The sequence below is a fragment of the Desulfuromonas sp. genome (assembly GCF_002868845.1).
Lineage (GTDB): Bacteria > Desulfobacterota > Desulfuromonadia > Desulfuromonadales > BM501 > BM501.
The window spans coordinates 46,830-73,354 of record NZ_PKUB01000048.1 but is presented as its reverse complement, the minus strand read 5'-3'; the positions used below and the strand labels follow the sequence as shown (position 1 = coordinate 73,354).

Genomic DNA, 26,525 nt, shown 5'->3' with positions numbered 1-26,525 from the left:
CCCGGCCGGGGAGAAAGGACCTTCAAAGGAATCCGGGGAGTCGGGACAGGCCTGCTTGAGTTCCAGCGGGGCGGACCTGTCACCCGGTCACGCTGACCTGCAGGTGCCGGCCCAGCCTGCAGAAGGACTCCAGCCAGCGTCTCGCCGCCGCATCGCCCTCTGCGCCGGCCCGCTTCATCTTCGGCCGGAGTCGGCGCTGGATGGCGCAATACATGTTCTGGGCCTTCCACAGGTTGGGCCGCAGGTCGAGGGGCTGCAGCAGGGCCAGCAGTCCATCGATGGTCAGAAGAAGCTCGAGATCTTCCGGGGAGGCGGCGAGGCGGTCCATGAGGGACTCGATCCTCCGGCCGGCGGCGAAAGCGAGGGTCGGGCGATCGAGGGAGACCTCGAGGTTCTCCACCTCCTCGACCAGGGCCCGGAACTCTCCCGGGTCGTAATCGTCCCGGTCGAGAGATGTCTGCAGCCGGGAGTTGAGCACCACTTGGACGGGGGCCGCCAGGGGGGCGGGAAGGGGCATTCCCACCTCCCGCAGGAAATTGATCAGGGCGAAGTGCTTGTCGTAGATGTCCCGAAAGGAGATCCCGATATCCTCCAGGGTCTGTTCCATGACCTGGTTCAGGATCTTGCGCTGGTCGTCCCTGAAAAGATGCCAGAGGGTGTAGTTGTGGGAGCCGAAATGGCGGTCCATGAGGCGGATGACCCCGGGCAGGTCGCTTCTCTGGAAAGCCCCGCGAACCTCCCTGCCCATGGCGGCAAAGGCTTCCTCTCCCTGGAATTCCCGAACTCCGGCGTTGAGGTTGTGTTCCCCGAAATGAACCACCGCGAAGGTGAATTCCCCCTCGTTGCCGGTGATCTCCGAGCGGATGCGGGTGCGGCCGATGCCGAGGCACATCCGCCCGGCGGGAATCCGTTCGAAGATCTGATTTTCCGCCCGGTAGCAGTAAACCCTCTCGGCCGGGCGATGCCCGTCGAAGACCGAGGCGATGGCATGGTGGGCGGCCACCCGGATCAGATCGAGGCGGGTCGGCTTGACCTGCCCGGCATAGAGGCGGGCGGCGTTGCCCCACTTGGCCACGTTGCTGGGGACCGCCTCAAGACGGCGGAGAAACTCCTCCTCCAGGGCCTCGCCGCAGGCTTCTTCGGCCAGTTGCAGGACCCGGGCGGCATAGGCGAGGATCTGGGTCGTCTCGATCCCGGAGACCTCGTCGAAGAACCAGCCGCAGCTGGTATACATGAGCATGGCCTGGCGCTGCATCTCGAGCAGGCGCAGGGCCTTGATCCGTTCCTCCCGGGTCAGCTCCCGGCCGGCCTGGCGGCGCAGAAAGGCCTCGACGTTGGCCGGGGAGCGGTCGAGGGCGACCTCGATGTAGGCGTCCCTGGCTGCCCAGGGATCCCCCGCCAGGGAGGCCATCTCCCTCTCGAAGGCCGGAGCGACCCGGTCGCGCAGCCAGTCGAGGGCGGAGCGCAGCGGCCCCCGCCAGACCTGGGTCCAGCCCCGTTCGCCGCCGATGCTGCAGCCGCAGTCGCTGCGCCAGCGCTCCACCCCGTGGGCGCAGCTCCAGGAGGTGTTCTCGGCGATCTCCACCTCGTGGGTGGGGGGGTGCTTCTCCAGGTACTCCCCGTAGATGGTGATGGCCGCCAGGTCGTTCTTCTCCAGGTAGTCGAGGCAGTAGGTCAGGGCCATCTCCCCGAAGCGGTGGTGATGGCCGTAGGTTTCGCCGTCGGTGGCGATGTGGGCCAGCTGCGGGACCTCCTCGGCGGCAAAGCCGCCGAGCATGCCCCTGGCGAGGTTTTCGCCCTTGCGCAGCAGGTCCGAGAAGGCCACCTTCTGGGCCACGGGGCCGTCGTAGAAAAAGAGGCTGATGGCCTTCCCCGACGGCAGGCGGCACAGGTAGGGCATGCGGGTGTCGATCCCCGCCCCGGGCACGCTCCACCACTTCTCGCTGCCGATCAGGCGGACCCGGCGCGCCTGGTAGGGGGCGAGGACCGTGAAGAGGATCCACTCCCCGGCCAGGGCCTCCAGGGTCTCCGTGTCGACCGCGGTCTCCGGCAGCCACATCCCCTCGGGGCGGCGGCCGAAGCGGTGCTCGAAGTCCGCCACCCCCCACCGGACCTGGGTGCGCTTGTCCCGCTCGTTGGCCAGGGGCATGATGATGTGGTTGTAGGCCTGGGCGAGGGCCGAGCCGTGGCCGGAGAAGCGGGCCATGCTCTGCCGGTCGGCCTCGAGGATGGCGCGGTAGGTCTCCGGGCTGTGGCGCTCAAGCCAGGACAGCAGGGTCGGCCCGAAGTTGAAGCTGATCAGGGAGTAGTTGTTGACGATCTCCACGATCCGCTCCTCCCGGCCGAGAATCCGGGAGGCGGCGTTGGGAGCGTAGCACTCGGCGGTGATCCGCTCGTTCCAGTCGTGGAAGGGGTGGGCCGAGTCCTGCAGCTCCACGTCCTCCAGCCAGGGGTTCTCCCGCGGCGGCTGGTAGAAGTGGCCGTGGATGCAGACATAGCGTTTCTTCGATTGCGAGCTCACGTTCCCTCCGCGACCCCGGGCGGAGCCGGGGGTGGGTTATGGGCCGAGGGCCGAATCCGGCCCGGGCCTCCGAATAGTCTACACCAAAAGGTGGAAGTTCCAAGTCGGCTTCCCGGTTCAGGCCCTTTTCCCGGCCCGCCGGCGATAAAGGCCGGGGCGGCGGGCCAGGGTTCGAAGAGGTCCTCCTCCCGGGGGCCGAGGCTCCCCCGGCGGCGGCCGCGCCAGACAACTCTATCGCCGATAGCGGGTCCCGTCAAAAACCTACAATCAAGAGGCCGAGTCCGGTGCCGGCCCTGCTCGACACCCAGGCCCTCGGCCTGCTGCCCGCGGTCGCCCGGGCCCTCTCCCTGCGCCTGGACAGGGAGCGTTGAACCGCTCGCGCAGAGCAGGGCCAATGCCAAACAATTATTGACAGTTACCCCCCCCCTGATGTATGTAATGGTGGCCTCTCAGGAAAGGCATAATTTCATTAATCCCAGTCAAGGAGAACCGTAGCGATGAAACGACTAATGTGGGCAACAGCAGGGACTCTGGGCATTCTGCTCCTGGCGAGCGGCTGCGTCGCCGAGGACAAGAAAATCGAGCTCAAGGACCAGAACGACAAAGTCAGCTACGCCATCGGCCTGAGCATGGGGCGGGATTTCGAAAAGCAGGAAATCGAGGTCGTCCCCGCCATCATCGCCAAGGGCATCAAGGACGGCCTGTCCGGCGCCGAGGCCCTGATGACCGACGAAGAAATCAAGGAGACCCAGCTGGCCTTCCAGGAGGAGGTCGTCGCCAAGCAGACCGCCCGGGTCGAGAACATGAAGACCGAGAACAAGGAGAAGGGTGAAGCCTTTCTCGCCGAGAACAAGGAAAAGGAAGGCGTTGTAACCCTCGAAAGCGGCCTGCAGTACAAGGTCATCGAGGAAGGGACCGGAGCAACCCCCAAGGTCTCGGAAACGGTCACCGTCAACTACAAAGGGACCCTCATCGACGGCACCGAGTTCGACAGCTCCTACAAGCGCGGCGAGCCCGTCTCCTTCCCCGTCGGCGGCGTCATCCCCGGCTGGACCGAAGCCCTGCAACTCATGAAGGAAGGGGCCAAGTGGCAGCTCTTCATCCCCGCCACGCTGGCCTATGGCGAGCGCGGCGCCGGAAACGTCATCCAGCCCAACTCCGCCCTCGTCTTCGACGTGGAACTGCTGTACATCGGGCAGAAGAAACCGAAGATGGAAGAAGAGGAAAAAGAGCCTGTCGAAGAAGCCAAGTAAAGCGGGATCGGGGGCTTCCCCGGGCGTCTGCTCCAAAGGCCGCCCCTGCCGGATCAACTCCGGAAGGGGCGGCCCTCTTTTTTAAGATCTCCAGAGAACCCGGGAGGCCGGCACCTTCCCTCCCGGGCTCCGGCGAGATGCGATCTCACACTCCCGTCCCCGCATCCCGCTGCGCCCCGTTTTGCCCTTCCGCAGTTGATTCATTCCCATATAGCCCCTATAATCAAATTACTTTTCAGGAAAGGGTTTATGGAAAAGAGTCTGGAAATGGGGAAATTCGTCGCCCCCGAATTCATCTTCGGGGTCGGGGCGCGCCACCTGGCGGGACGCCATGCCAAGGGCCTGGGATGCAGCAAGGTGCTCCTGGTGACCGACCCGGGGGTGACCGCCGCCGGCTGGTCCGGGGAGGTCGCCCAGTCCCTCGAGGAGTACGGACTGCAGACAGCGGTCTTCTCCTCGGTCTCTCCCAACCCCCGGGCCAAGGAGGTCATGGCGGGGACCGAACGCTACAGGGAAGAGGGCTGCGACGGCATCGTCGCGGTGGGAGGCGGCAGCCCCATGGACTGCGCCAAGGGGATCGGCATCGTCGCCGCCAACGGGCGGCACATCCTTGAATTAGAGGGGAGCGACCGGGTCGAAAAGCCCCTCCCCCCCCTCGTCTGCGTGCCGACAACCGGCGGCACCGGCTCGGAGGTCTCCCAGTTCGTCATCATCAACAACCCCGACGAGGGGGTCAAGGTGACCATCGTCGACAGGAAGGCGGTGCCGAATGTGGCCCTCGTCGACCCCCTGACCCTGACCACCAAGGACCCCTTCCTGACCGCCTGCACCGGCCTCGACGCCCTGACCCACGCCATCGAAGCCTACGTCGCCAAGGCCCACTCCCCGGTGACCGACCTGCACGCCCTGGAGGCCGTCCGCCTCATCTCAGCCCACCTGATCGCCACGGTTGAAGCCCCGAAGGACGTGGACCGGCGCGCCCAGGTCATGCTCGGCAGCCTCCACGCCGGGCTCGCCTTCTCCAACGCCAGCCTCGGCGCGGTCCACGCCATGGCGCACAGCCTCGGCGGGCAGCTCGACCTGCCCCACGGCGCGTGCAACGCCATCCTCCTGGAGCACGTGGTGGCCTTTAACTGGGCGGCCTGCCCGGAGCGCTTCGAGCGGATCGGCGAGGCCATTGGGATCGATATGGCCGGCCGGGATTCGGCGGCCCGCAAGACCGCCCTCATCGCGCGACTCCATGCCCTGAAGACGAAGGCCGGCATCGACCAGACCCTCGGCAGCCTCGGCGTGAGCCGGTCCGAATTCGCCCGACTGGGCCACAAGGCCCTGCAGGACGCCTGCATGCAGGCCAACCCGCGACGGGCGACCGAGCAGGACCTCGAAACCATCTACGAAGAATCCATCTGAGCTTTGCGCCTCTTCCGCACCGGAGGATGCAGGCGAGAACCGAAAGAGAGCCGTGAAAAAGATTCTGATCGTCGATGACCAGCCCGAAGTCAAACGCCTGCTCGAGATCATCCTCAAGGGCGGGGGTCGACAGTTCTTCCACGCCGACAGCGGAGAAGAGGCCGTCGCCATCGCCCGCTCCGAAAAACCGGACGTGATCCTGCTCGACGTGATGATGCCCGGCGGCATGGACGGCTACGAGAACACCAAGGCCCTCAAGGAAGACCCCCTGACAGCCGCCTGCCCCATTATCACCATGACCGCCAAGGTCCAGGCCCAGGACCAGGAGGACGCCTTCGCCGCCGGGGCCGACGACTACATCGGCAAGCCCTTCGACATCAGCGACCTGAAGGAGAAGGTCGACAAGTTCCTGACCCAGTAACCCCCCCCTCCGGGCGACAGTCCCCGTTGCCACCCCGGCATGCCCCTCGAGAGAAAAAAAACCTGTCTGGCATCCATCTTCCGCCGTGTCTTGACCCAAGCCCCCTCATCCGGACTTCGGCCAGCTTCTCCCCCTGGAGAAGGGTCGAGCGGAAGACATGTACGAATCAGGCAACGGAAAAAGGCACCCCGCCGCGCAGGGTGCCTTTTTCCGTTACCAGATTTTTCCGCAGCCTCAGCCCTCTGATTTCCAGAGCAGGTGCAGGTTGCAGTGCTCCCGGGCGGTGACCTTGTCGGCGGTGATCGGGAAAGTCGCCTCCGGCTTGCCGCCCGGCTGGAGGAACTGGCGGTAGACCCTGCCGTCGGCGATCAGCTCGACCCACTCGATGTAATGGGCCTCCTCCATGGGGTGGGCGACGCTGCCGACCTTGACGGTAATGGAGTCCGGTCCCCTCTCGATGACCGGCACGTGCTTCTCCTTCGCGGCATCGACGGTGTTCTCCTTCAGCAGGGCCATCTCCTCCCCGCAACAGACCAGGGCCCCGGCCCCTCCGTGCAGCACCTCGACGATGTTCCCGCAGACTGCGCATTTGTAGACTTCCAGTTGTTCGGCCATGATCTCCTCCCTGTGGTCAGTAGTTTTCGGCGAGCAGTTCAAAATGGGCCTGGGCGTGGGCGCAGGCCGGGCAGAGTTCCGGCGCCCCGGTCCCCTCGTGCAGGTAGCCGCAGTTGCGGCAGCGCCAGGTCACCGTCTCGGGCCGGCTGAAGACCCGGCCCGCTTCCAGGCTGGCCAGCAGGGCCCGGTAGCGCTTCTCGTGCTGCTTCTCGGCCACCGCGATGGCCATGAAGATCGTGGCAATCTCCTCGAAGCCCTCCTCCCTGGCGACGCTGGCGAAGGAGGGATACATCTCCGTATGCTCGTAGCACTCGCCGGCCGCCGCCTCCTTCAGGTTCTCGGCGGTCGTGCCGATGATCCCCGCCGGGAAAGCGGCAGTGATCTCCACCTCGCCCCCCTCCAGCAACTTGAAGAGCCGCTTGGCGTGCTCCTTCTCCTGGTCGGCGGTCTCCTCGAAGATCGCCGCCATCTGCACGAGCCCCTCGTTCTTGGCCTTGCCGGCGAAGTAGGTGTAGCGGTTGCGGGCCTGGCTCTCGCCGGCGAAGGCGGTCAGGATGTTCTTTTCCGTCCGGGTTCCTTTCAAGCTCATGCACGTCACTCCTTTGGGCAAAAAGTTCATTAAACGGGGAAATTCTAGCACACTTCCCCCACGGGTCAATCTCCCGGGGATAAAAGCGGCCCGTTTACGCCCGGTCCGAAAGGAGCGAATGGGATGGCGGAGGCTAGTGGCGGAGTTGCGACGGAGGGGCCGGGTGGCCTCTCCTGGAACCGGCGCAACAGCCGCAGAGGTGAATCACATGCCCGGAAATGTCCTTGAAGGAAAAGCGGTCGATCCGCCCTCCCCCGCCCGCCCTATGGATGAAGGGGGAAAGACCGTCGAAAGGCACGTCGTGAAACTGGCAGCGGGGGTTGTGGCAGAAATGTCTCTTCATCGCCCTCCTACAAAAAATGCCCCCCGGCAGGCGCCGGCGTGACCCTGTCCCGTCCGACCGGTGGGAGAATACAACCTTATAAACCATTAACACCTTTGCCGGCGCTGTCAACGTCACGCGCGGGGGGAGCAAAACGGATTTCGCAGGATATAATAGGGACAAACACCCCGGGGGAAGGGAGGGCGGCGATGCGGTCCGAACTGTTCGAAACCAGGACCATCCAGGTGCGCTTCGACGCCGCCGAATGGTGGAGAGACACCATCCCGCCGGCGCTCGACCAGATAACCGGCTCGCCCCTCTTCTGGCCGGCGCTCGGCGCGGCCGCGGCGCTGGTCCTGCTGCTGGGGTTCGGACGGCGCAGGGCCAGATAGGCACTGCCTGACGCCACCGGTGGGCAGAGAGAGCAGAACAAAGCAGACCCGGTCGAATTTTCCGACCGGGCCTGCTTCTTTGCTCTTTCTAGCGGCGGTGGCCCCGGAAGTTCCGGCGTTGGTACCGGTCGATCTGCTGGTGGCGATGGCCCCCGTGGCTGCGGTGGTTGCCGTAGAAGCGGCCGCCCTTGCCGTGCCCGCGGTGGTTGACGAAGGAGCGGTGGTCATTCCCGTACGGGCGATAGTGCTTGCCGTAGTAGATGTGGCGCTTCCCGTAGGGACGATGCGACCTGATGGCATGATGTTGCGGAATCCCGTAGCGGAAATGGGGTGTGCCGTAGTAGTGGCCGTACCCCGCGCCCCAGGAACCGGTCGAAATGACCAGGTAGCCGTGGTCGCCATAAGCGCTGTAAACGATGGGGACGCCGACCGAGAAGCTCAGGTCCACATCGCCGGCCCTGGCGACGGGAGCGGTCAGAAGCAGAGAGGTCACTGCAACCGCGAGCGCTGCAACAAGAACACGAGGGCTCGAAAGGGTCTGGACTGATTTCAGGGATCTCATCTCGTCCTCCTTTCTTGGGTGCGGGCTCAGCGGCGGGCTGGGCCACGGGCCCGAACCGGGGTTCGTTCCCCGGCTTTTTTCGTTACCTGTCTTCTACTTCCACTCTAAAGCAAACAGGGGGGCGGGAACGTTAAGGAGGGGTGTTTTGTTGTAAAGATTTGTAAATGCCGGATGAGGGGAAACTCAGGCCCGAAAAGCCGGAAAGGCCCGAAGCGCCTGGCGGAAATGACAAAAGGCCCGCGCTGTCGCGCGGGCCCTTCTGTCTTACTGGAGCCGCTGATCCGACTCGAACGGACGACCTGCTCATTACGAGTGAGCTGCTCTACCAGCTGAGCTACAGCGGCAATTTGTAATTGCGGTCCAGTATTTACCGCAATTTCCGGGGGCTGTCAATCTCTTTCCGGGCAATGGATGGGCGGCAGGGCCGGGGCCGGGCCCGACCCGGCAGCCCTTCATGAGCCGCACGTCCTCGGGCCCCGCAACCCCCCGATCGCGCGAATAAACTTCCGCCCTGCCAAACCCTGAAACTCTATTCCGGGGTGGTATAATTGAGTCGTAGCAGACAGGCAAGAGTACGGAGCGAAAACCCTGCGCAGGGAGGTCGACAATGAGACACGCCGAATTCGAAAGTTTCTGTCAAAAGGTCCAGTCGGGTCAGGAGGCGCACGTCAAGCACATCGTGACCCACAAGATCGGCAAGATTCTCTCCTGCCACCCCGAAGACTACGAGTTCGAGGTGGACGTGAACGGCGAGCACAAGACCTGGATCGCCGAAAACTGCAAGGCCGAGGATTAAAGGCCGAGGATGAAATCGGCCCGCCCCGGACGGGTGGGCCATGATTCAGAAGAGCCTCCGATCAGGAGGTTTTTTTTTGTCCGGAGATCGCCCCCCCCTCACACCGCGGCCTGCGCCTCGTACCCCTCGACCATCAGTCGGTATTTTTCTTCCAGCCCGGGGGTGCGCGCCTCGGCCTGTTCGTAGGCGGCCAGCATCCCCGGCCGCACTTCCTCGGGCAGGACGCGCTCGGCCAGGGGGTAGAGGATGTCGTCCTCCTTGGCGATGTGGCCGCGCAGCAGCTCGGCGTAGCCACGGGCGTGCTCGGCGATGACCGCGCCCTGGCCGGGCTCGCCCGCCAGCGCCTTCTGCGCCGCCTCCTCCACCGCCCTCACGTGGGCCCGGCCCTGCTCGTGCTCCATGTGCATCGCCTCGATGGGGGAGTTCTTCTCGGGCATGCCGTTGCGGATCAGCTCGACGAAGAGGACGTCCTCTTCCTTGGCGTGGTGGTAGCGATCGGCGTAGTTGCGGATGAAATCGACCGCGTCGAGGTAGAACTGCCAGTGGCGGAACCGGCCCGCCTCCAGCAGCGCCGTGTTTTTCTCCACCAGCGCGATCATGCGCAGGATCAGCTTGTGCTCCTCGACCATCACCCGTGTCACGTCGGTCTTCATGATCAGCTCCTCCTCTCGCCGCCTACCCCGATCACCGCGATCTCCAGGGGGATCTCCTTGCCCGACTGGGCGAGGGCCTGCTGGGCCATCATCGCCATGCCCCGGCAGCAGGGGACTTCCATGATGGTCACGGTCACCGACTGGATGTCGTTGTTGCGGATGATCGCCGCCAGCTTCTCCACGTAGGGGCTGGTGTCGTCGAGCTTCGGGCAGGCGTTGACCAGCACCCTGTCCTTGATGAAGTCGCGGTGGAACTCGGCGTAGGCGAAGGGGACGCAGTCGGCGGCGATGAGCAGGTGCGCGTTCTGCAGCCAGGGGGCCGTCGGCGGCACCAGGTGCAGCTGGGTCGGCCACTGGCGCAGCTCCGAGGCGAGGCGGCCGGCCGGTCCGGCGACGTCGGTTTCTTTCTTTTCGATGGTGCGGACCTGGGAGCCCGGGCAACCGCAAGCAAGATTCTTCATCTTGTTTCTCCTTTGTCGTTGCCTTGTGTATTCAGATAGTCCGCAATCTCCCGCTCGATCCGGGCCTCGGCCTCGTCGCCGAGGGCGTGGATCGTGACCACGTCGCCGAGGAGGCAGATGCCGACCCCGCAGGTGACGCAGCCGATGTCGTGCTTCTGCAGGATCTCGCCGATGGCGGGATGCTCTTCGATCACCTTGTTGATGGCCTGCCGGCCGATGCCGTGGGGGAGATTCATGGTTGCGCTCCTTTTGTTCCCGTTTGTTGATGCCAGGATAGGCGAAAAGGGGACGGGGAAACATGACCGGGGTCAAAAGCCCGACAAAATCGATCAGGGATTAAGATTTCGAGGCGATCGGAAGGGAGGCCGCACCGGCAGGGAGTCACTATTTCTTTGTGCAAAAGGCGCCATTCAGATATCTTGAGAGACGCCGCGCCACCCGAAGCCGGCGCCAACCCTACCGGAAGATGCCCCGATGAATCACTGGACCCTCCTCGACACCGCCACGATCCCCGGCACCGACGGCGCACTCTGCCTGCACCAGTGCGAAAACGACTTCACCATCGACATCCAGGACGGCGGCCAGCTGATGAACACCTGGGAGCATTCGTCCGAGGACGCTCTCGCCAAGCTGACCTGCACCCGGGTCGCGAATCGCCCCCAGCCCCGGGTGCTGATCGGCGGCCTCGGCATGGGCTTCACCCTCGCCGCGGCCCTGCGCCACCTCGGCGACGACGCCGAAGTGGTGGTCGGCGAGCTGGTACCGGAGGTCGTAAAGTGGAACCGCGGCCCCCTCGGCGAGCACGCCGGCCGCCCCCTCGACGACAAGCGGGCCACGGTCCGGGTGGGCGACGTCGCCAAGGTTTTGCGGGCCGAGCGCAAGGCGTTCGACGCGATCCTGCTCGACGTGGACAACGGCCCCGAGGCGATGACCCGCCAGAAGAACAACTGGCTGTACAGCTTCGACGGGCTCTCCGAGTCCTACACCGCCCTGCGGCCCGGAGGGATACTCGCCATCTGGTCGGCCGGCCCCGACCGCGTTTTTACCCAACGGTTGAAAAAGGCCGGCTTCTCGGTGCGACAGGCCCGGGTGCTGTCCGATGGGAAACAAGGATCGCTACACATGATCTGGCTGGCGACGCGGGAGGACTAACTGTACGACATCCTTGACATCCCCGAGATGGAGGCGTAGCTTATGTGAAATATTTCATGGGATGCGGGGTGTGATGGTTTTGCGAGGGGATGGCCGATAAATTTCTAAGCCGCCTTGGCCTGTCGTTGACGGGTTGGGCGGCTTTTGGTTTTCGGGGGATGCAGGCTTTCGGGTCTGATCCCAGGCCTCAAAAGCGGCACGGCAAAACCTGACCCCAAAGACATTTTTTAATATCTTATTTATATCAAATCTTAAAAAGGAGTGGGAATGATGAGCAATGTCGCGAGTGTAGAGAAGAAATTTTGTACTGAATGTGGTAATGAAATGAATGTTAAGGCTGAAATTGCCCAGATTGCGGGGTTATAGCCATGGTTGCGCCAAACAAGAGGATCAACAAAGTCGCATTGCTCCTAATTACTTTTTTCTTAGGTGGTTTTGGAGGACATAGGTTCTATCAAAAAAAATATGGGCTCGGTATTCTTTATCTTCTTTTTTGTTGGACCTATATCCCCGGACTTGTCGCACTGATTGAATTTATTATCTACTGTTTTAAGAGTGAAGAAGAACTACAGCAGCGTTATCCTGAAACCAGTGGAGCAGCAATTGTTCTCGCTGTTGTGCTTCCTCTTGTCTGTCTTGTCATAGTTGGAATTCTTGCAGCCATAGCCATTCCAAAATCTTCATCCTATCGGTTAAAGGCTTTCAACTCTGCGGCTAAGTCTGATTTGAAAAATTGTAAAACTCAAGCTGAGGCATATTTTGCGGACAATATGACTTACCCGGTACGGGCTGAGCAGTTAAGCTGTGGCGTATCTAATAAAGTAACAGTTTATTATATGGCCCTCGATTCCGGTGATGATTACCTAATCATTTCCTATCATGATGATGGTGATGAGGCTTATTCAGCTAGTCCCGATTCCTCCGTAATTAGACAGAAATCAAAGACGGAAATGATCAGTCTGCTTTCAGGTGACATTGGTGATGGGTTACAGGGTGATGGGTTACTAGGTGATGGCTTTGAATTTATCGAATAATTCATATTGGTGAGCGTAACAAATATATAAAGAGACAAAAAGGGGACGGATTTATTTTCGCACAGAAATAAATCCGTCCCCTTTTTTCTTCGTCCCCTTTTTTCTTTAGGCACCATCATACAAAAGGGCCGGAAACGGATAAGCCAAAGAAACCGAGACAGATTTAATCATTGCTAATACGCCTTGCCCCTTCAGGACCCCGCCTTGACGCCCTCACCAACCTCCCATAAACTTCTTACGGGTTAGCCCCAGCCATCCCCGAATCTTCGGCCAGAGAGGAAGAGCCTTGAATATCAACCGCCAGGATTATGCTTATTCCGTCCTCTGGAACCTTTTACTCATCACCAGCGGCTCCCTTATCTACTCGCTGGCGATCAAGGGGATCGCCCTCAGCCACGGCTTCATCCCCGCTGGGCTGTTCGGGATCTCGGTGCTGACCCAGCAGCTGACCGGCATCCTTGACGCAGGCACCTGGTACATCGTGTACAACATCCCGATGTTCGTCCTCGCCTGGACCATGATCGGCCGCCGTTTTATTCTTTACAGCCTCTACGCGATGCTGGTCACCGGCCTCTCCTATTCGTTGCTGCCGGTCACTTTCACCATCCACAACGAGCTCTACGCCGCCGTCACGTGCGGCGCCATCTCCGGGGCGGGAGCCGGGATCGTGCTGCGCTCCCTCGGCTCGAACGGCGGCATCGACGTCCTGGCGGTGATCTGCTTTCAGCGCTACAACGTCGGCATCGGACGTTTTTACCTGATCTTCAATGTCTTCCTGTTCGCCATCTGCTTCCTGACCCGCGACGCCGACCTGGTAATCGCCTCGCTGATCATGGCCTTCGTCTCGGCGAACATCGTCGACCAGGTGCTGGCGCTTTTCAGCGAGCGCAAGCTGACCCTGGTCATCTCCAAGAAATCCGAAGGCATCGCCAACGAAGTCCTCGAAAAGCTGAAGATCGGATCGACCTTTCTCGAGGGAAGCGGCGCCGTCAACAAGTCCCCCCAGCGGGTTCTGATGACGGTAATCAACAACATTCAGCTGAAACGGCTGGAGGAGATCGTCTTCACCCTCGACCCCGAGGCTCTCTTCATCGTCGAGAACACCTTCAACGTCATCGGCTCGTCCTTTTCCCGGCGCAAGCTCTATTGAAGATCCGGACGGAGCGGCGGGTTCAAGTCTTGCCGTAACACTTTTTTAAGGCACTCCCACAAGGAGTGCCAAAGGGGTCAAGTCTGCCGTTGGCTTTTGCGGCGCATCTTTACTCTTGATTTTTCCGAAAACAAATCAGTCCCCTTTTCGCCTCCACGCCCCCCCCGCTCTTTTCCTGTTGACGTCTGGACCATAGAATGTCCCCAAGACCCATCCCCCGGAACTCCCTCAGGCTCTAATGTCGATTTTCAAAGACTGTGCAGCACTACCCTATTGACAGCATTACCCTTGCATGTTTCGGTGAAGTGCTATATCTTAAAGCCTTGGTCACGTAACATGTTGTGAGGCGACGTTCGTTTCCCGCAATAAGCCCTGCCAAAAAGCTCACTTCTACCTTTCCAGTCTCCATTCTCAATCTCTTTCTCGTACTCACTAAAAAGAACACTCAATACTTTCAACCGTTCAGGTCCCATACAGGTTCTTTCTCGCACCCCGGAAAAAGAACACCGCTCGTCTTTTATCCGTTCAGCCACCATGCACAGGCTTGTTCTCTCACCTGTATTGGTGCAGTTTCTTAGCCTGCCAGCGACCTTATGTCGTTTGTTTTTCGGCTGAGCACAGTGACGGTTGCTCCACCCGGGCATGATTCCCCCCTTTTCCTTTCCCTGTTCACCTCAGGCAACATCAGGAGCGTTAATGCACAGTGACCTTTCAAATGATGGTACCCCGGTGAGAACCGCCTTGTTGTTGGCCGCCGGCATGGGGAGTCGACTCTCTCCCTTGACGGATTCAACACCCAAATGTCTTGTCGAAGTGAATACTCTCCCCATCCTTGAAAGGTTGATGCGCTCCCTGCGTAGTCACGGATTCAATCGGCTCTTTGTGGTCACAGGCCACCTGTCGGAAGTTATTCAAGACTATCTGGGCAGTCGGCATGCCGATATTGAAATCACATATATCCACAGCCCGCGATATAAAACAACCAACAACATCTACTCCTTGTGGCTTGCCGGAGCAGTCATTGACGAACCTTTTCTGTTGATTGAAAGCGATCTGGTTTTTCATCCGGAACTGCTTACGCCTATGCTCCAACCTGACCGGGTTGCTGTCTCCAAAATGCTGCCATGGATGAACGGCACGACGGTGACGCTCAATGAACGGCAACAGTTGGAGGGCTTTTGCCTCGGCACTGCAAGCCGCAATGACGCCAGCCATTATAAGACGGTGAACATCTACAACTTCTCCAGGAACACCTGGGCGTTGATCCAGAAACGACTGGATCAACATATTTCCGCCGGGAAGGTGAATGGCTATTATGAGTCGATCTTCGCCGAGATGGTTGCGGAAGGGACCATCTCCTTTGCGCCGGTTTTCTTTGATGCTGCCCGCTGGTATGAGATCGATACCCTTGAGGACCTGAGCGCGGCGGAGAAAATGTTTCCCGAGCCTTCCAAGGTCAAGGTAGCTATGGACGAGAGGCTGTCACCTCTTCGGGAAGCTATCAGGGTCCGTTCCCAGAAGGCTCTCGACATGAAGAAACATACGACTCCGGGCAAACCCGTATTCCCATTATTGCCCCTAGCTACCTCTAATTGAGCGATCCTCTCCGGGAATGAAATGGGATGGGGTTGACGGTTTCTGTGTAAAGACCGTAAGACAGTCGTCAGTTCTGATCGCTTTAACGATAGGCAATAACAAAACATGACAGAACAAAATACGATAAATCTGGATGCGGCTAACAAAGAACAACAATTTGAAGCCATCGAACGCCAGCATGGCGGCTATTGGCGGCATGACTTTATCGATCATGCCTACCTCTATAATCTCTATTTTCCGCCAGAGCGTTTCTTCCAGCAATTGACCAGCCAGATCAATGAACTGGTGCTGAACTATCCGGTCGCTCAGGATGTTCTGGCCGGACTGGTGGGCACCCTCATCGACCAGCCGCCGGAACGGATTGTGGTCGGCAATGGCGCGGCAGAGTTGATCAATATCGTCTCCGGCCACCTCGCCCAAAAGCTGATTGTTCCGGTGCCGTCGTTCAACGAATACGCCAATGCCGCACCGACGGAAAATGTAATTGAGTTCGCCCTCGATGCGCCTTCCTTCCAGCTCGATGTAGATAAGTTTGCGGCGGAGGCTATCCGCAACAAGGCCGACGTTGCGGTGGTGGTGTCGCCGAACAATCCGACGTCACTGCTGGTACCCAAAGCGCATCTGGTTCGCCTGCTGGACAAGCTGGCCGCGCACGACTGTATCCTTATCGTCGATGAATCTTTCATCGATTTTGCCCGGGATCGCGACGGGGAAACCCTGGACGGGGATATCGCCAAATACCCTAACCTGGCGATCTTCAAGAGCATGAGCAAGGCTTACGGTATCTGCGGTCTGCGCATCGGCTATATGCTGACGGCCAACGCGGCATTTGCCGATCAGGTCCGTCAAGGGCTGCATATCTGGAACCTCAACGGCTTTGCGGAAACCTTTCTGATTCATGCCCCTGAATACCAACAGGAGTTTCTTGCCAGTTGCGACCGGGTCCGGGCGGATCGAGATCAGTTTTATCGGGACCTCTGTGCCATTAATGGACTGACGGTCTATCGGCCTGACGCCAACTATATTTTCTGCCGGCTGCCCGACCATGCTCCTTCCTGTCCCGAGGTGGCCCGCAGGCTTTTTGTCCAGCACAATATCTACGTCAAGCACTGCCAGGGCAAGACGATGCCGGAATCTGACCGTTACATCCGCATTGCCAGCCGCACCCAGGCTGAAAACAAGGTTGTGGCTGAGGCCTTAGGTGTGATTATCGGTTCGGAGAAAAGTTCATGAGTGAATCTCCCCAAACCCCAACGCCCCCAGAGACTCCCAGGGCCATCCTCTGCTACGCGAAGGACCTGCCGAACATCTGTTCGTTGGTCGGCCTCCTCTGCGCAATATTCGGCATCTATTTCGGTTTTCTGGGCAATTTCCCGGCAGCGATGATCTGCCTGATCTGGGCGGTCTTCTTTGACTGGAGCGATGGCATTATCGCCCGGCGGATGAAAGGTCGAACCCATGAGCAGGGGGAGTTTGGCGGCCAACTCGACTCGCTGATCGATATTGTCAGTTTCGGGATCTGTCCCGCTGTTATTCTGCTCAGCTATGGCAATTTCAGCCCCTGGTACATCCCCGGAGCCTTTATCGTTGTCGCGACCGGCGTGATCCGGCTGAGCTATTTTAATGTCTTTGGCCTGGTGGACAAATCAACCTATTGGGGTCTGGCCCTCGACAACAATGTGATTATCCTGGTTTTTCTCTTCCTCTTTGACGGCCTGGTCAGTCCCGCGGTTTTCGGCCCAATGCTCTACGCACTGCTGATGGCTCTCTGCGCCCTCAACGTCGCGCCGATCAAGACCCCTAAATTTGCCGGACGCTGGTATTACGCCGTCACCGGTTACACGCTGGTGCTGACGCTGGCCTACGGCTGGAAATTGCTCTGTCCGGCATAAACCGCACGTTTTTTTATACCGTTCCCGGGAGTCCGAAGTGACAGACCTTCAATCGATAAGAACCGCAATTTCTGACAACAAAGACGACCTGGTCATTTATGCCGTCGATAACTTTTCCCAATTTCCCCGGCGTGATGCCTCAGTCACTGCGAAAAGTGACCGCGCCCTGGCCTCGGCAAGCGCCGGCGACCTGGTGGTTTTGCGTGGCGAACTGGATCAGGACTATCATCGCTGGTTGCGCTCCCATAAATTGGGATCAGACCATGTCGTTTCTTACAACATGCCCCCCCTCGGAAAGACCCTCTCGGAACTGATTGTGGCTAATCCGGAACCGGTTAAAAAGAAGATCAGCGAGATCGGCGGGAAACCGGTCTACGCCCCCTGGTTCTCGACCCAAATGGAAGCCGCTGCGGCCAAAGCCCTTGGCGCTGAGCTGTTTGGCGCTACCGAAGCCGATACGTGGAAACATAACGACAAAGCGACCTTTAAGGCGTTGTGCCAGCGATTGAAGGTGCCGGTCGTGGAGGGTGTCGCCTTTGCAATGCAGCCGGAGGGTAGTGACAACTTCGAGGAAATGAGGAGCCTGGTTGAAGGCTACCGGTCTACCCGCGACACCGTCATCATCCGAGGCACCCTGGGTGAGGCCGGCATGTCGTTGTACAAGACAACGGGCGCTGACCTTGCCGAACTCTACCAGACCATTGCCGATAGCGGCGAAAAGGTCGTGCTCATCGAACCTTTTTTGCAGGTCAGGTCCACCCCGAATGACCAATGGGTCGTCGGTCTGGACGGCAGGGTCACCCATATCGGCATGATCGAGCAGCTCTGCGAGCAGGGGATGGTGCATGTCGGCAGTCTCAAGGGACAAGGGCCTTCATCGCAAGTCGTTGAGGCCATTACATCGACATCGCTGAAACTCGTATCCGAGATGGCCGAATCGGGATATCGAGGGGTGACCGGTTTCGATTATATCGTCACCGATGAAGGGATCTTCCCGGTTGAGAATAATGCCCGCTTTAATGGCTCTTCCTTTGTGCACATGATCCTGCATAACATTGAAGGATTGATGGGGCCGGTTCCGGTCTGGAAGTTTATCAAGATCAAGACGACCCCCTGCACCTTTGTCGAATTGAGCCAACGGATCGATTCAGTACTTTACGACGGCAGCAAATCGAATTCCGTGTTTCCTTTCAACTGCGAAGATTTATCACGGACCGGAAACTTCGCCGTGATTCTTCTGGCCGACGACATGGCCCAACTTCAGCTGCTCGAGGCGGCATTGGCAGAGCTGGGAGTTAAGCGGGATTAGTCGCCAGAATCGGCAGGGACCGGACATATTTAAGGAACATCGGTGATGCCAACCGGGCCAAGGGTGAGGGATGGGCCGCTGAGTCGATTTTGCCGGCTGTTCAGGTGGAGCCCGGCAGATTTGTTGAACGCCCTAAAAGACCATTTCCTCCTTGAAATGAACCTTGCCCCGCTCCAGAAAGATCCGGGTCAGATACAAGTGCATCTCATCGCTGTCAAAATTTTCGTAATACAGGAACATGTTGTCATCGTTGGCATGATTGCAGGAGGCCAGGGTGCCGCACATGAAATGGTGAAAGGAGTGGCCGTGATACAGGTCGGTGGTTCGCATCAGTTCCAGCTCGTGGGTATGACCGCAAAAGACGTATTTGATGTTGTGCCTTTGTACAAAATCGATCAGGCAGGCGGAATTTTTTAGCGGACACTCGTCGGTGCCCAGAATCGAATAATGAGTCATCAGGAGCGGCAGATCATATTCTGTCTGCTCAATTTTCATCGAAACCGCACTCAGAACCTCTTTTTCAACATATCCGTCATCACTGTACAATTCATTGGAGTCGATGTTAATAATCAATAGGGTTTGGCCCTTGACAGAAATGGATTTGATAAAATTCACATCGGTAAAATTTTCGTTGACTTTTGTTATCTCCCGATTCAGAAAGAGGTGTTTCTTGGTGGTTTTTACCGTTTCCGGGATACAGATAGTGTCGGAATTGTAGATATATTTTCGGAATAGTTCATGGGAGCGCATACTTCTTTTGTCATGATTGCCGATGGTGGAGATAACATTTTTACACGTGATGGCATTCAGAAAGCGCCCCGCCTCGGCATACTCATCTTCCAGGCCATCGGTTGTACTGTCTCCGGTATTGATGACAATATCGGCGGCATAGGAATTGATTTTCTCCAGCAGCAGCTGATCGTCCCCCTCCCAGTGGCGGGGACCGAAATGCAGATCCGAGATATGTAAAATATTCATGCATGACTCCAATTCGGGGTCGGCCACCATCTTCACCGCCTCGCGCTTCGCGGCCATACTCAATGCAGCGTCGTCCCGCCCACGATGGCTCTCCATTTCAGACAAAGTCAAGAGAAGCTTGGGGTCCGGGGAAGTCGCAAAGGCCAGGCCCTTCCTGACTCTCGACATTTTACAGTGTTATGGCCGCGTCGAATTTTATTGCCTTCAGGGAGGAAGCCATGACCGCGCACCTCAGAACCACCCTTCTGCCTGTTGTTCCCATGCTTCCGGCCTGCCCGGCATCTTCGGCGGCCTTTCCGCCTTCGTCGTCTCCGGCATCGATTTCGGCGCCCAGCTGACCGCGATTGTCGTCACTGTCGTCATCGCCGCCTGTTCCGGTTTGGTCTCCGGCAAGGTCATCGCCATCCTCGGGAGAAGGACGGAACCGTACGTCGACAGCGAAGAGTTCGAAGATGTCGAGGAGGAAACGGCCCAGCCGGACACTGCCGTGACCGATCTCGCGGCCTGATCCGCTCGCGCGAAGGTTTCCCACCACGGGGAAAAGGGGGCCGTATCCCTATCCCCCGCCCATCACTATCCGTCATGATCTCTGCTCGTCGAGCCAGGCGCCCCATCCGCCCGCGCCGGTCAAATCTGCCCCCATAATTATATCCAAAGCTGGACCTACAACCGGGGTCAACTTTTACCTATCCTGAACTCGTGGCCCCCTCAAAAGCAGACCCGGGACAAAAGGGCAATCCCCCGCTCCAACTCGCTGGCGCTCATCCCGCCGAAGCCGAGCAGCAACCGGGTCGAGGCGGGTTCGCCTGTGGCGCAGGTGGCGGAAAAGGGAAAGAGGCGGATGCCCTTCTGCCGTGCCCTCTCAATGATCTCCGTCTCTCCCGGGGTGCCCTCGGGCAGCTGCAAAACGACATGCAGCCCGGCCCCCTGCCCGACGACATCGGCCCGGGTGCCGAAGTGACGGTCGACGGCTCGAAGCAGGGCGTCGTGCTTCTTTTTATAGATGGCGCGCATCCGGCGGACATGCCGGTCCCAGTGCCCCCGCTCCATGAATTTTGCCAGGGTTCTCTGCTCCAGCAGGGAGACCGTGGCAAAATAATCCTGAAAAAGCCGGCGGTAGGCGGCGAGGAGGGCATCAGGCAGGACCATGTAGCTTACGCGCAGCGCCGGGGAGAGAACTTTGGAGAAGGTCCCCAGGTAGATGATCGGCCCCTGCGGTCGCAAACCTTGCAATGAGGGGATCGGTTTGCCGTGGTAGCGGAGCTCGCTGTCGTAATCGTCTTCGATGATCAGCTTGCCGCTCGATTCGGCCCACTCGATCAATGTGATCCGGTTGGCCACAGGCATCACGCAACCCATGGGAAGCTGGTGCGAGGGGGTGACATAGACAAGGGTGCCGCCGCTGGTTTTGAGGGCACCCAGGTCCATCCCGCCCGATCCGACGGGAACGGGAACGACGTCAAACCCATGGTTGCGAAAGACGGAACGCGGCAGGTGGAAGCCGGGATTCTCGACAGCCACCACCGGATGGCTGTCCTTCAGAATCTGGGCGACAATGTCGAGGCTGTTCTGAAGTCCGGCGCAGATGACGATCTGCTCCGGGTCGCAGACCACGCCCCGTGAACGCTCCAGGTAGTGCTGGAGGGTGCGGCGCAGGTCCCGCTCTCCCTGGGGGTCGCCGTACTAGACAAGATCTCGGGAGCTTTCGCGCAGGCTTTCCGTAAAAAGCTTGCGCCACAGGGGCGCAGGAAAGCTCTCCGGGACGAGGCGGGCAGGGTGGAAATCGTAATCGTAGTGCGGCGGGGGCGCCGGGAGCGGGGCGCGTTTGCGCGGCTTGTGCACCAGGGACAGCGGCGCGGCCTCCTGGTCGAGGGCCGAGATGAAATAACCGCTGCGCGGTCTGCTGTAGATGTACCCTTCGGCGTACAGTTCCTGATAAGCCCCTTCGACCGTGTTGCGGCTGGTTGAAAGTTCGGCGGCCAGGTGCCGGACGGATGGAAGCCTGGAATCGGCGGGCAGCCGCCCCGACAGGATGCGCTCTCTTATCTGGCTATAGAGTTGCTGGTAGAGCGGGGCAGGGTTATCGGTATCCAGGATGTACATAGGCGCTCCAATCAACCTAAATCCAGGGGGCCTGCAGCCATCTGCCCCCTTGCACTTCATGGAAACAGCTTAAACCGAGGGTGACACATTGGCAAGTGTCAGCCAGGACACCCACACGAACGACAGGAGACAACGACGATGATTCCCGAAAAATTACTCGAGGTACTGAAGAAGGACGGGGTGGTGGCCATCGCGACGATGGGGCGGGGCGATCCGCACATGGTGAACACCTGGAACAGCTACATTCAAATCACGGCCGATGGGCGGTTCCTGATCCCGGCCGGCTATATGCAACTCACCGAGGCGAACCTTGCCGTCAACAACAAGGTCCTGATGACCCTTGGCAGCAGCAAGGTGGCCGGCAAGAACGGCCCCGGCACCGGCTTCCTGATCAAGGGCACGGCGGCCTTCGTCGCCTCCGGCCCGGACTTTGACACCATCAAGGCAAAGTTCGGATGGGCGCGGGCGGCATTGGCCGTGACCATTGACTCGGCCACCCAGACGTTGTAGATCGGGCCTTGCGGGATCGCTATTCCTGGCATTTTTCGAACAACCCAAAGGGCCGCTTCAACGGGAAGCGGCCCTTTGGGTTGGCGCCCCAGAACGGCCGAGGAGTCTTGCCTTGGCACTTTTTTCGACCGCCACAAAGAACCTGATTCCTGCCCTTCCCCCCCCCTGCCGACGTCCCCCCGCCCATCCCATAACCCACGACCATAACGCCCATTTTCCGAAACAGGCATCATGCCCCGGCCTCCCCCGCAGTTTCGATTGCAGCGGTTTAATCGGATTGTCATTGACTGGGCCGGGCCGTTCCGCCTACTATTAGACCGAATGTTCTTTCTGACTTCGGTCCACCCCCTATGGACAAACGTTTTTCCCGTTCCCGTACGGACGGAATATCCCTTCGCCCGTACACCAACCGTCAAGGAGGAATCATGAAAAGCACCCGCAGTCCCATCCGGCTCCTCGCCGCCCTCGCCCTGACCCTGCTCCTCGCCGCTTCTCCGGCATGGGCCGTCGACCTGCCCGATGACAGCGATGCTCTGGCCGGCCTGACCTCGGGCAAGGCCCTCTTCGACATCAACATCGGCGTCACACCGGAAACCTTCGATGCGTCGATGGGCAAGCTCGGCCTCTACCTCGACGTCATCCGGCAGACCCATGAAGGGCTGGTCGCCCAGGGCGTCACCCCCGACATCATCGTCGCGGTCCGCGGCTCGGCCGTCACCCTGGTCACCGACGCCGCCTCCGATACCGTCAAGGGGCTGGTGACCGCACTGGCCGGCATGGGCGTCACCTTCGAGGCCTGCAACGTCGCCACCGCCCTCACCGGGACCGCCAACGACGCCATCCTGCCGGAGATCAAGGTCGTCGGCAACACCTTCATCTCGGCCATCGGCTACGGCAGCGACCACAAGGGGTACGCCACCATTCCCATCATGTAACCCGGCCCAGCGAACCGTTCTTCAATCCCAAGGGAGTTCATCATGACCATGAAAAAAGGGTTCCTGCTACTGCTGGGACTGACGCTGCTCATCCTCGCCGCCGGCTGCGGCAGCGACAGCGACTCACCCGCGACGCCTTCCACCCCCAACGACATGGCGGCCCTGGCCGGCGTCGATGTCGGCAAGGGGCTCTTCGACGTCAACATCGGCGTCACCCCGGAGACCTTCGATGCGTCGATGGGCAAGCTCGCCCTCTACCTCGACGTCATCCGGCAGACCCATGATGGGCTGGAGGCCCAGGGCGCCGCCGCCGACATCATCGTCGCGGTCCGCGGCTCGGCCGTCACCCTGGTCACCGGCGCCGCCTCCGACGACGTCAAGGGGCTGGTGACCACGCTGGCCGGCATGGGGGTCACCTTCGAGGCCTGCAACGTCGCCACCGCCCTCACCGGGACCCCCAACGACGCCATCCTGCCGGAGATCAAGGTTGTCGGCAACACCTTCATCTCGGCCATCGGCTACCAGGCCAAGGGCTACTCCCCCATCCTGATCCAGTAGACCGGACCGGAAAACGGAGCGACCCAGCGGTCCGCCAAAAACGACATGAGCCCATCTCTGCAGAGATGGGCTCATGTCGTTTCAGCTGAAACCGGGTAGATCCTGGAGGTCAGGATGTCTGCCATTCCCGGTGCTCACGAGGACTGGAAAAACAGGGCTATGGGATCCTGCTGTGCACCATAAGAGCGCGGCGGGGCCGTGGTTCACGCTTTGGCGAACCGCCCCCCCTCTACCCGGGCCCTGCTTTTGAATTAGGTGGTTTTTAACCGCAAAAATGTATAGAATATATAATCTTTTTTATTCCGACATCTTAACTGGAGGATGACAATGATCAAAGAGATTGGCTTTGTCGGGCTGGGAACGGTGGGGCGGCACATGGCGGCCAACCTGACCAAGGGGGACTACAACCTGACGATCTACGACCGGCATCCCGCCGAGGTGGCCGAACTGGTCAAGCTCGGCGCGACCGCCGCTGCCACCCCCTTCGAGGCGTCCAAAGGGAAGGACATGGTCATCATCATCCTCCCCGAACAGGAGGAGATGCAGGCGGTCCTCCCCGGCGCCGAGGGGGTCCTCGAGGGGATCGACCCCGGAACCATCCTGGTCGACATGGGGACCCACTCCCTCGAGGCGACCATGGAGCTCGCCGAACAGGCCATTCAGCACCGCGTGATGTTCCTTGACGCGCCGGTGTGGGGAACCAAGGAGCATGCCGCCAACGGCCTGCTGACGATCCTCGCCGGCGGCGACCCGAACCTGATCAGCCGCTGCCGCGAGGCCTTCGGCTTCTTCGGCATCAACATTATCCATGTCGGCAACGTCGGCGACGCCACCCGCATGAAGTTCGTCGTCAACCTGGTCCAGGCCGAGCTGATGGTCGCCCTCTCCGAGGGGCTGGTGCTCGGCGAGAAGCTCGGCTTCAAGGCCGACAAGATCCTCGAGGTGCTCGACTCGGGCGGGGTCGCCTCCCCCCTCTTCCACGCCAAGGGGCGCTCGATCTCCCGCGGCGACTTCTCCCGCAACCTCGCCCTCAAATACGTCCAGGAGCAGCTGCAGCTGGTCCAGAACGCCGCCAGCAACGCCGATCTCAAGCTCCCCGCCGCCGACGCGGTGGCCGGGGTCTTCGCTCAGGCGGTCAAAGACGGCCGCGGCGAAGAGGACTTTTCGGCCGTGGTCAAGGTGCTCCGCGTGTAGATCTGGTCCTGCGCGGGGATCAGGCTTTCACGGTTTGACATTGAAGAAAAAAGGGCCGCCCCCGATATGTGGGGCGGCCCTTTGTCGTGGGGATCGAGTGAAGCCGACTCGACGACGATCCGGCCATAGGGGGGGGCGCCTGGGTCAACAGGCAGCGGTGGAGATTTCACAATTTGACAAGCGGCCCGCCCCGTGGCAAAAAGGAGCAGATCAATATTCTGAAACAGGCATCACGTATCCAGTCTTTCCCGAGCGACCCGGAAAATCATGAAATCACCCTATCTTTTGGCAGGGGCGACGTTCCTGCTCCTTTTGCTTCTGCCGACCGGCCCCGCCCCCGTCTTCGCCCAGGAGGCCCTCACGGCCCCGGCGGCCCTCGACGCCGAAGGGCCCCAGTGCCCCCCCTCCGCCGCCGACATCGAGGCGAACCCTTCCGCCTCGGCCATCGTGCAGCGCCGCCGGCTCGAGGAACGGGCCGCCGGCAACCGGTTCGCCTTCCTGCCGTACAAGCCGAGCTACCTTTTGCCCTTCACCTACAACGCCACCCCCAACCGGCAGGTTTACCAGGACCTCGGCGACGACGTCGCACGGGTGGAGCTCAAGTTCCAGCTGAGCTTCAAGATGCCTCTCTGGGAGGGGATATTCGCCGACCGGGGGACCCTCTTCGCCGGCTACACCCAGCAGTCGTACTGGCAGGCCTACAACTCGAAAAGCTCCTCTCCCTTCCGGGAAACCAACTACGAGCCCGAGCTTTTCCTCAACCTCTTCAACGACCTGCCGGTCCTCGGGGTGCGCAACCGCATGGTCACCCTCGGCCTGGTGCATCAGTCCAACGGCCGGGGCGGGGACCTCTCCCGCAGCTGGAACCGCCTCTACGCGCAGTTCGCCTTCGAGCGGGGAAACCTCTACTTCGCGCTGCGGCCGTGGTACCGCATCCCCGAGAAGAGCGCCGACGACGACAACCCCGACATCGACAAGTACCTCGGCCACGGCGAGTTCTACGCCGTCTACGCCCTGGGCAAGCAGCGCCTGGGGCTGATGCTGCGCAACAACCTGCGCTCGGAGAACAAGGGAGCCGTTCAGCTCGACTGGAGCTTCCCCCTGCACAAGAAACTCGACGGCTACGTTCAGTACTTTAACGGCTACGGGGAGAATCTGATCGAATACGACAGCTCCAACAACAGGATCGGCTTCGGGCTGATCCTCGCCAACTGGCTCTGAAGAGGCGCGCCGCCCCTCCCCAGGCCCCCTTCACATGAAACGAGAGCCGCTGCCCGACGCAGCGGCTCTCGCATTTCAATCCCCCTCCCTTCCCCCGGGCTCTCCGGCCCTTCGAGAAAAACTAAACATCCCTTCCCCGCCTGCCGACAAGTAAACCAAGGGCAAGCTTTTTGATAAAGGGGTCACGGCGGTTCGATACAGGCCTATTCGTCATCACTTTAAAACGTTCCGCCTTCGGCAAAGCATGGTGTGCAGGCCCGCCCTGGCAGCGGGAAGCCTGAAGTGACTTTCCGGGGGCCACCATTCGGTGAAGGGACGAAACCGGTACCGCCCCGCCGTCTCCCCAAGTTTCAAGATCGTGCGTCGGCAGCCTCGCCATCCTGGCGGGGTTGTCGCGTTTTCAGGACCGGAAAATGGGCCGGCAAAACGGACCGGCAACGATAGACAGTGGTTTGTTTGCCACAGAGACACTGAGGGCACAGAGAAGGCCGGGGAATGAAAGCTCATTTCCCCGGACACGTTTCAACATTAATAATCCAAGAAGCAAAAGGAACCCCACATGTCTGAAGATACGACAGGATTTACCCCCCCAAAACCCGACCTGGACTGGAGCCAGGTGCGGGAGACCGTACTGATGCTGAACCTGGCCGTCGCCCAGATCTAAAAGGCCATGAAGGAGGGGGATGAGTCCGTAGACCACCTGGCGGACACCTTCACCTCGCTGGCCGGGAGCATCCAGGCTATCGACTCGGCTGCGGAAAACCTTCAGGATACGGACGAGAAAAGGGCCATTCTGGCAAACGTTCAACCGCTGGCCAAGCAGGTCAACAAGGCCATCATCGCCTTTCAGTTCTACGACAGACTGACCCAGAGGCTTTCCCATGCCAGCAACAGCCTT

Annotated in this window: 28 protein-coding genes, 1 tRNA gene and 1 pseudogene; 18 read left to right on the top strand and 12 right to left on the bottom strand. The window is 60.2% G+C overall.

Annotated elements, in window-relative coordinates; genetic code table 11:
* Window positions 1–79: 79 nt before the first annotated feature.
* Complete coding sequence (locus tag C0617_RS14705) at window positions 80–2,521, bottom strand: DUF3536 domain-containing protein (protein WP_291317793.1); 2,442 nt, start codon at window positions 2,519–2,521, stop codon at window positions 80–82.
* A gap of 497 nt (window positions 2,522–3,018) precedes the next feature.
* Between C0617_RS14705 and C0617_RS14700 the strand changes: the two genes are divergently transcribed.
* From C0617_RS14700 to C0617_RS14690, 3 genes are all read left to right on the top strand, one after another.
* A complete protein-coding gene (locus C0617_RS14700) occupies window positions 3,019–3,774 on the top strand; it encodes an FKBP-type peptidyl-prolyl cis-trans isomerase (protein WP_291317792.1) in 756 nt (251 codons plus the stop codon).
* 249 nt (window positions 3,775–4,023) lie between these two features.
* Entirely contained in the window at window positions 4,024–5,184 is a 1,161-nt protein-coding gene (gene ercA, locus C0617_RS14695) for an alcohol dehydrogenase-like regulatory protein ErcA (RefSeq protein WP_291317791.1), read from the top strand.
* 52 nt (window positions 5,185–5,236) lie between these two features.
* Window positions 5,237–5,605 carry a response regulator gene (locus tag C0617_RS14690; protein WP_291317790.1) on the top strand — a complete coding sequence of 123 codons (369 nt, stop codon included), beginning with the start codon at window positions 5,237–5,239 and terminating at the stop codon, window positions 5,603–5,605.
* A 234-nt stretch (window positions 5,606–5,839) separates the two neighbouring features.
* Here C0617_RS14690 and C0617_RS14685 read toward each other — a convergent pair whose 3' ends face one another.
* The 3 genes from C0617_RS14685 to C0617_RS14675 form a co-directional block, all read right to left on the bottom strand.
* Window positions 5,840–6,220 carry a desulfoferrodoxin gene (locus C0617_RS14685; RefSeq protein ID WP_291317789.1) on the bottom strand — a complete coding sequence of 127 codons (381 nt, stop codon included), beginning with the start codon at window positions 6,218–6,220 and terminating at the stop codon, window positions 5,840–5,842.
* Between the two features lie 16 nt (window positions 6,221–6,236).
* Window positions 6,237–6,809, bottom strand: a complete 573-nt coding sequence (gene rbr / locus C0617_RS14680) for a rubrerythrin (RefSeq protein ID WP_291317788.1) — start codon at window positions 6,807–6,809, stop codon at window positions 6,237–6,239.
* Window positions 6,810–6,942: 133 nt separating this feature from the next.
* Window positions 6,943–7,152: a hypothetical protein gene (locus C0617_RS14675; protein WP_291317787.1), complete on the bottom strand. Its 210-nt coding sequence runs from the start codon at window positions 7,150–7,152 to the stop codon at window positions 6,943–6,945.
* 188 nt (window positions 7,153–7,340) lie between these two features.
* Here C0617_RS14675 and C0617_RS14670 point away from each other — a divergent pair, with 188 nt between their 5' ends.
* A complete protein-coding gene (locus C0617_RS14670) occupies window positions 7,341–7,523 on the top strand; it encodes a hypothetical protein (RefSeq protein WP_291317786.1) in 183 nt (60 codons plus the stop codon).
* A gap of 88 nt (window positions 7,524–7,611) precedes the next feature.
* Here C0617_RS14670 and C0617_RS14665 read toward each other — a convergent pair whose 3' ends face one another.
* Entirely contained in the window at window positions 7,612–8,085 is a 474-nt protein-coding gene (locus tag C0617_RS14665) for a hypothetical protein (protein WP_291317785.1), read from the bottom strand.
* 268 nt (window positions 8,086–8,353) lie between these two features.
* Window positions 8,354–8,429 (bottom strand) — tRNA-Thr (locus C0617_RS14660).
* Between the two features lie 263 nt (window positions 8,430–8,692).
* On the opposite strand from C0617_RS14660, the gene C0617_RS14655 reads away from it, so the two are divergent.
* Complete coding sequence (locus tag C0617_RS14655) at window positions 8,693–8,881, top strand: hypothetical protein (protein WP_291317784.1); 189 nt, start codon at window positions 8,693–8,695, stop codon at window positions 8,879–8,881.
* Between the two features lie 98 nt (window positions 8,882–8,979).
* Here C0617_RS14655 and C0617_RS14650 read toward each other — a convergent pair whose 3' ends face one another.
* The 3 genes from C0617_RS14650 to C0617_RS14640 are packed head-to-tail and all read right to left on the bottom strand — an operon-like array spanning window position 8,980 to window position 10,231.
* Entirely contained in the window at window positions 8,980–9,534 is a 555-nt protein-coding gene (locus C0617_RS14650; RefSeq protein WP_291317783.1) for a hemerythrin domain-containing protein, read from the bottom strand.
* Between the two features lie 2 nt (window positions 9,535–9,536).
* Window positions 9,537–9,995, bottom strand: coding sequence for an iron-sulfur cluster-binding oxidoreductase (locus C0617_RS14645; RefSeq protein WP_291317782.1), 459 nt, complete (start codon window positions 9,993–9,995; stop codon window positions 9,537–9,539).
* Window positions 9,992–10,231 carry a hypothetical protein gene (locus C0617_RS14640; RefSeq protein ID WP_291317781.1) on the bottom strand — a complete coding sequence of 80 codons (240 nt, stop codon included), beginning with the start codon at window positions 10,229–10,231 and terminating at the stop codon, window positions 9,992–9,994. Before C0617_RS14640 ends, C0617_RS14645 begins: the two co-directional genes overlap by 4 nt.
* Window positions 10,232–10,469: 238 nt before the next feature.
* Between C0617_RS14640 and C0617_RS14635 the strand changes: the two genes are divergently transcribed.
* The 7 genes from C0617_RS14635 (at window position 10,470) to C0617_RS14605 (ending at window position 18,128) form a co-directional block, all read left to right on the top strand.
* A complete protein-coding gene (locus C0617_RS14635; RefSeq protein WP_291317780.1) occupies window positions 10,470–11,147 on the top strand; it encodes a hypothetical protein in 678 nt (225 codons plus the stop codon).
* A gap of 368 nt (window positions 11,148–11,515) precedes the next feature.
* Window positions 11,516–12,181 (top strand): NINE protein, encoded by a 666-nt coding sequence (locus C0617_RS14630; RefSeq protein WP_291317779.1) that lies wholly within the window; start codon window positions 11,516–11,518, stop codon window positions 12,179–12,181.
* 286 nt (window positions 12,182–12,467) lie between these two features.
* Complete coding sequence (locus C0617_RS14625) at window positions 12,468–13,331, top strand: YitT family protein (protein WP_291317778.1); 864 nt, start codon at window positions 12,468–12,470, stop codon at window positions 13,329–13,331.
* A 696-nt stretch (window positions 13,332–14,027) separates the two neighbouring features.
* Complete coding sequence (locus C0617_RS14620) at window positions 14,028–14,927, top strand: phosphocholine cytidylyltransferase family protein (protein ID WP_291317777.1); 900 nt, start codon at window positions 14,028–14,030, stop codon at window positions 14,925–14,927.
* A gap of 105 nt (window positions 14,928–15,032) precedes the next feature.
* Complete coding sequence (locus tag C0617_RS14615; RefSeq protein WP_291317776.1) at window positions 15,033–16,160, top strand: histidinol-phosphate transaminase; 1,128 nt, start codon at window positions 15,033–15,035, stop codon at window positions 16,158–16,160.
* Window positions 16,157–16,819: a CDP-alcohol phosphatidyltransferase family protein gene (locus tag C0617_RS14610; protein WP_291317775.1), complete on the top strand. Its 663-nt coding sequence runs from the start codon at window positions 16,157–16,159 to the stop codon at window positions 16,817–16,819. Before C0617_RS14615 ends, C0617_RS14610 begins: the two co-directional genes overlap by 4 nt.
* 37 nt (window positions 16,820–16,856) lie before the next feature.
* Window positions 16,857–18,128, top strand: a complete 1,272-nt coding sequence (locus tag C0617_RS14605; RefSeq protein ID WP_291317774.1) for a hypothetical protein — start codon at window positions 16,857–16,859, stop codon at window positions 18,126–18,128.
* A gap of 132 nt (window positions 18,129–18,260) precedes the next feature.
* On the opposite strand, the gene C0617_RS14600 is transcribed toward C0617_RS14605, so the two are convergent.
* Window positions 18,261–19,163, bottom strand: coding sequence for a metallophosphoesterase (locus C0617_RS14600; RefSeq protein WP_291317773.1), 903 nt, complete (start codon window positions 19,161–19,163; stop codon window positions 18,261–18,263).
* Between the two features lie 61 nt (window positions 19,164–19,224).
* On the opposite strand from C0617_RS14600, the gene C0617_RS14595 reads away from it, so the two are divergent.
* Complete coding sequence (locus C0617_RS14595; RefSeq protein ID WP_291317772.1) at window positions 19,225–19,614, top strand: hypothetical protein; 390 nt, start codon at window positions 19,225–19,227, stop codon at window positions 19,612–19,614.
* Between the two features lie 200 nt (window positions 19,615–19,814).
* On the opposite strand, the pseudogene C0617_RS14590 reads toward C0617_RS14595, so the two are convergent.
* Window positions 19,815–20,777: pseudogene (locus tag C0617_RS14590) on the bottom strand (PLP-dependent aminotransferase family protein); the annotation flags it as partial.
* Between the two features lie 12 nt (window positions 20,778–20,789).
* Window positions 20,790–21,209, bottom strand: coding sequence for a winged helix-turn-helix domain-containing protein (locus C0617_RS14585; RefSeq protein WP_291317771.1), 420 nt, complete (start codon window positions 21,207–21,209; stop codon window positions 20,790–20,792).
* 138 nt (window positions 21,210–21,347) lie between these two features.
* Between C0617_RS14585 and C0617_RS14580 the strand changes: the two genes are divergently transcribed.
* The 5 genes from C0617_RS14580 (at window position 21,348) to C0617_RS14560 (ending at window position 25,627) form a co-directional block, all read left to right on the top strand.
* Window positions 21,348–21,719: a pyridoxamine 5'-phosphate oxidase family protein gene (locus C0617_RS14580; protein WP_291317770.1), complete on the top strand. Its 372-nt coding sequence runs from the start codon at window positions 21,348–21,350 to the stop codon at window positions 21,717–21,719.
* Window positions 21,720–22,144: 425 nt separating this feature from the next.
* Window positions 22,145–22,654, top strand: a complete 510-nt coding sequence (locus C0617_RS14575) for a hypothetical protein (protein WP_291317769.1) — start codon at window positions 22,145–22,147, stop codon at window positions 22,652–22,654.
* A gap of 42 nt (window positions 22,655–22,696) precedes the next feature.
* On the top strand, window positions 22,697–23,212 hold the full coding sequence (locus C0617_RS14570) for a hypothetical protein (RefSeq protein WP_291317768.1): 516 nt from the start codon (window positions 22,697–22,699) through the stop codon (window positions 23,210–23,212).
* Window positions 23,213–23,539: 327 nt separating this feature from the next.
* A complete protein-coding gene (locus C0617_RS14565; RefSeq protein ID WP_291317767.1) occupies window positions 23,540–24,406 on the top strand; it encodes an NAD(P)-dependent oxidoreductase in 867 nt (288 codons plus the stop codon).
* Window positions 24,407–24,673: 267 nt separating this feature from the next.
* Window positions 24,674–25,627 (top strand): phospholipase A, encoded by a 954-nt coding sequence (locus tag C0617_RS14560; protein WP_291317766.1) that lies wholly within the window; start codon window positions 24,674–24,676, stop codon window positions 25,625–25,627.
* Window positions 25,628–26,525: the final 898 nt, after the last annotated feature.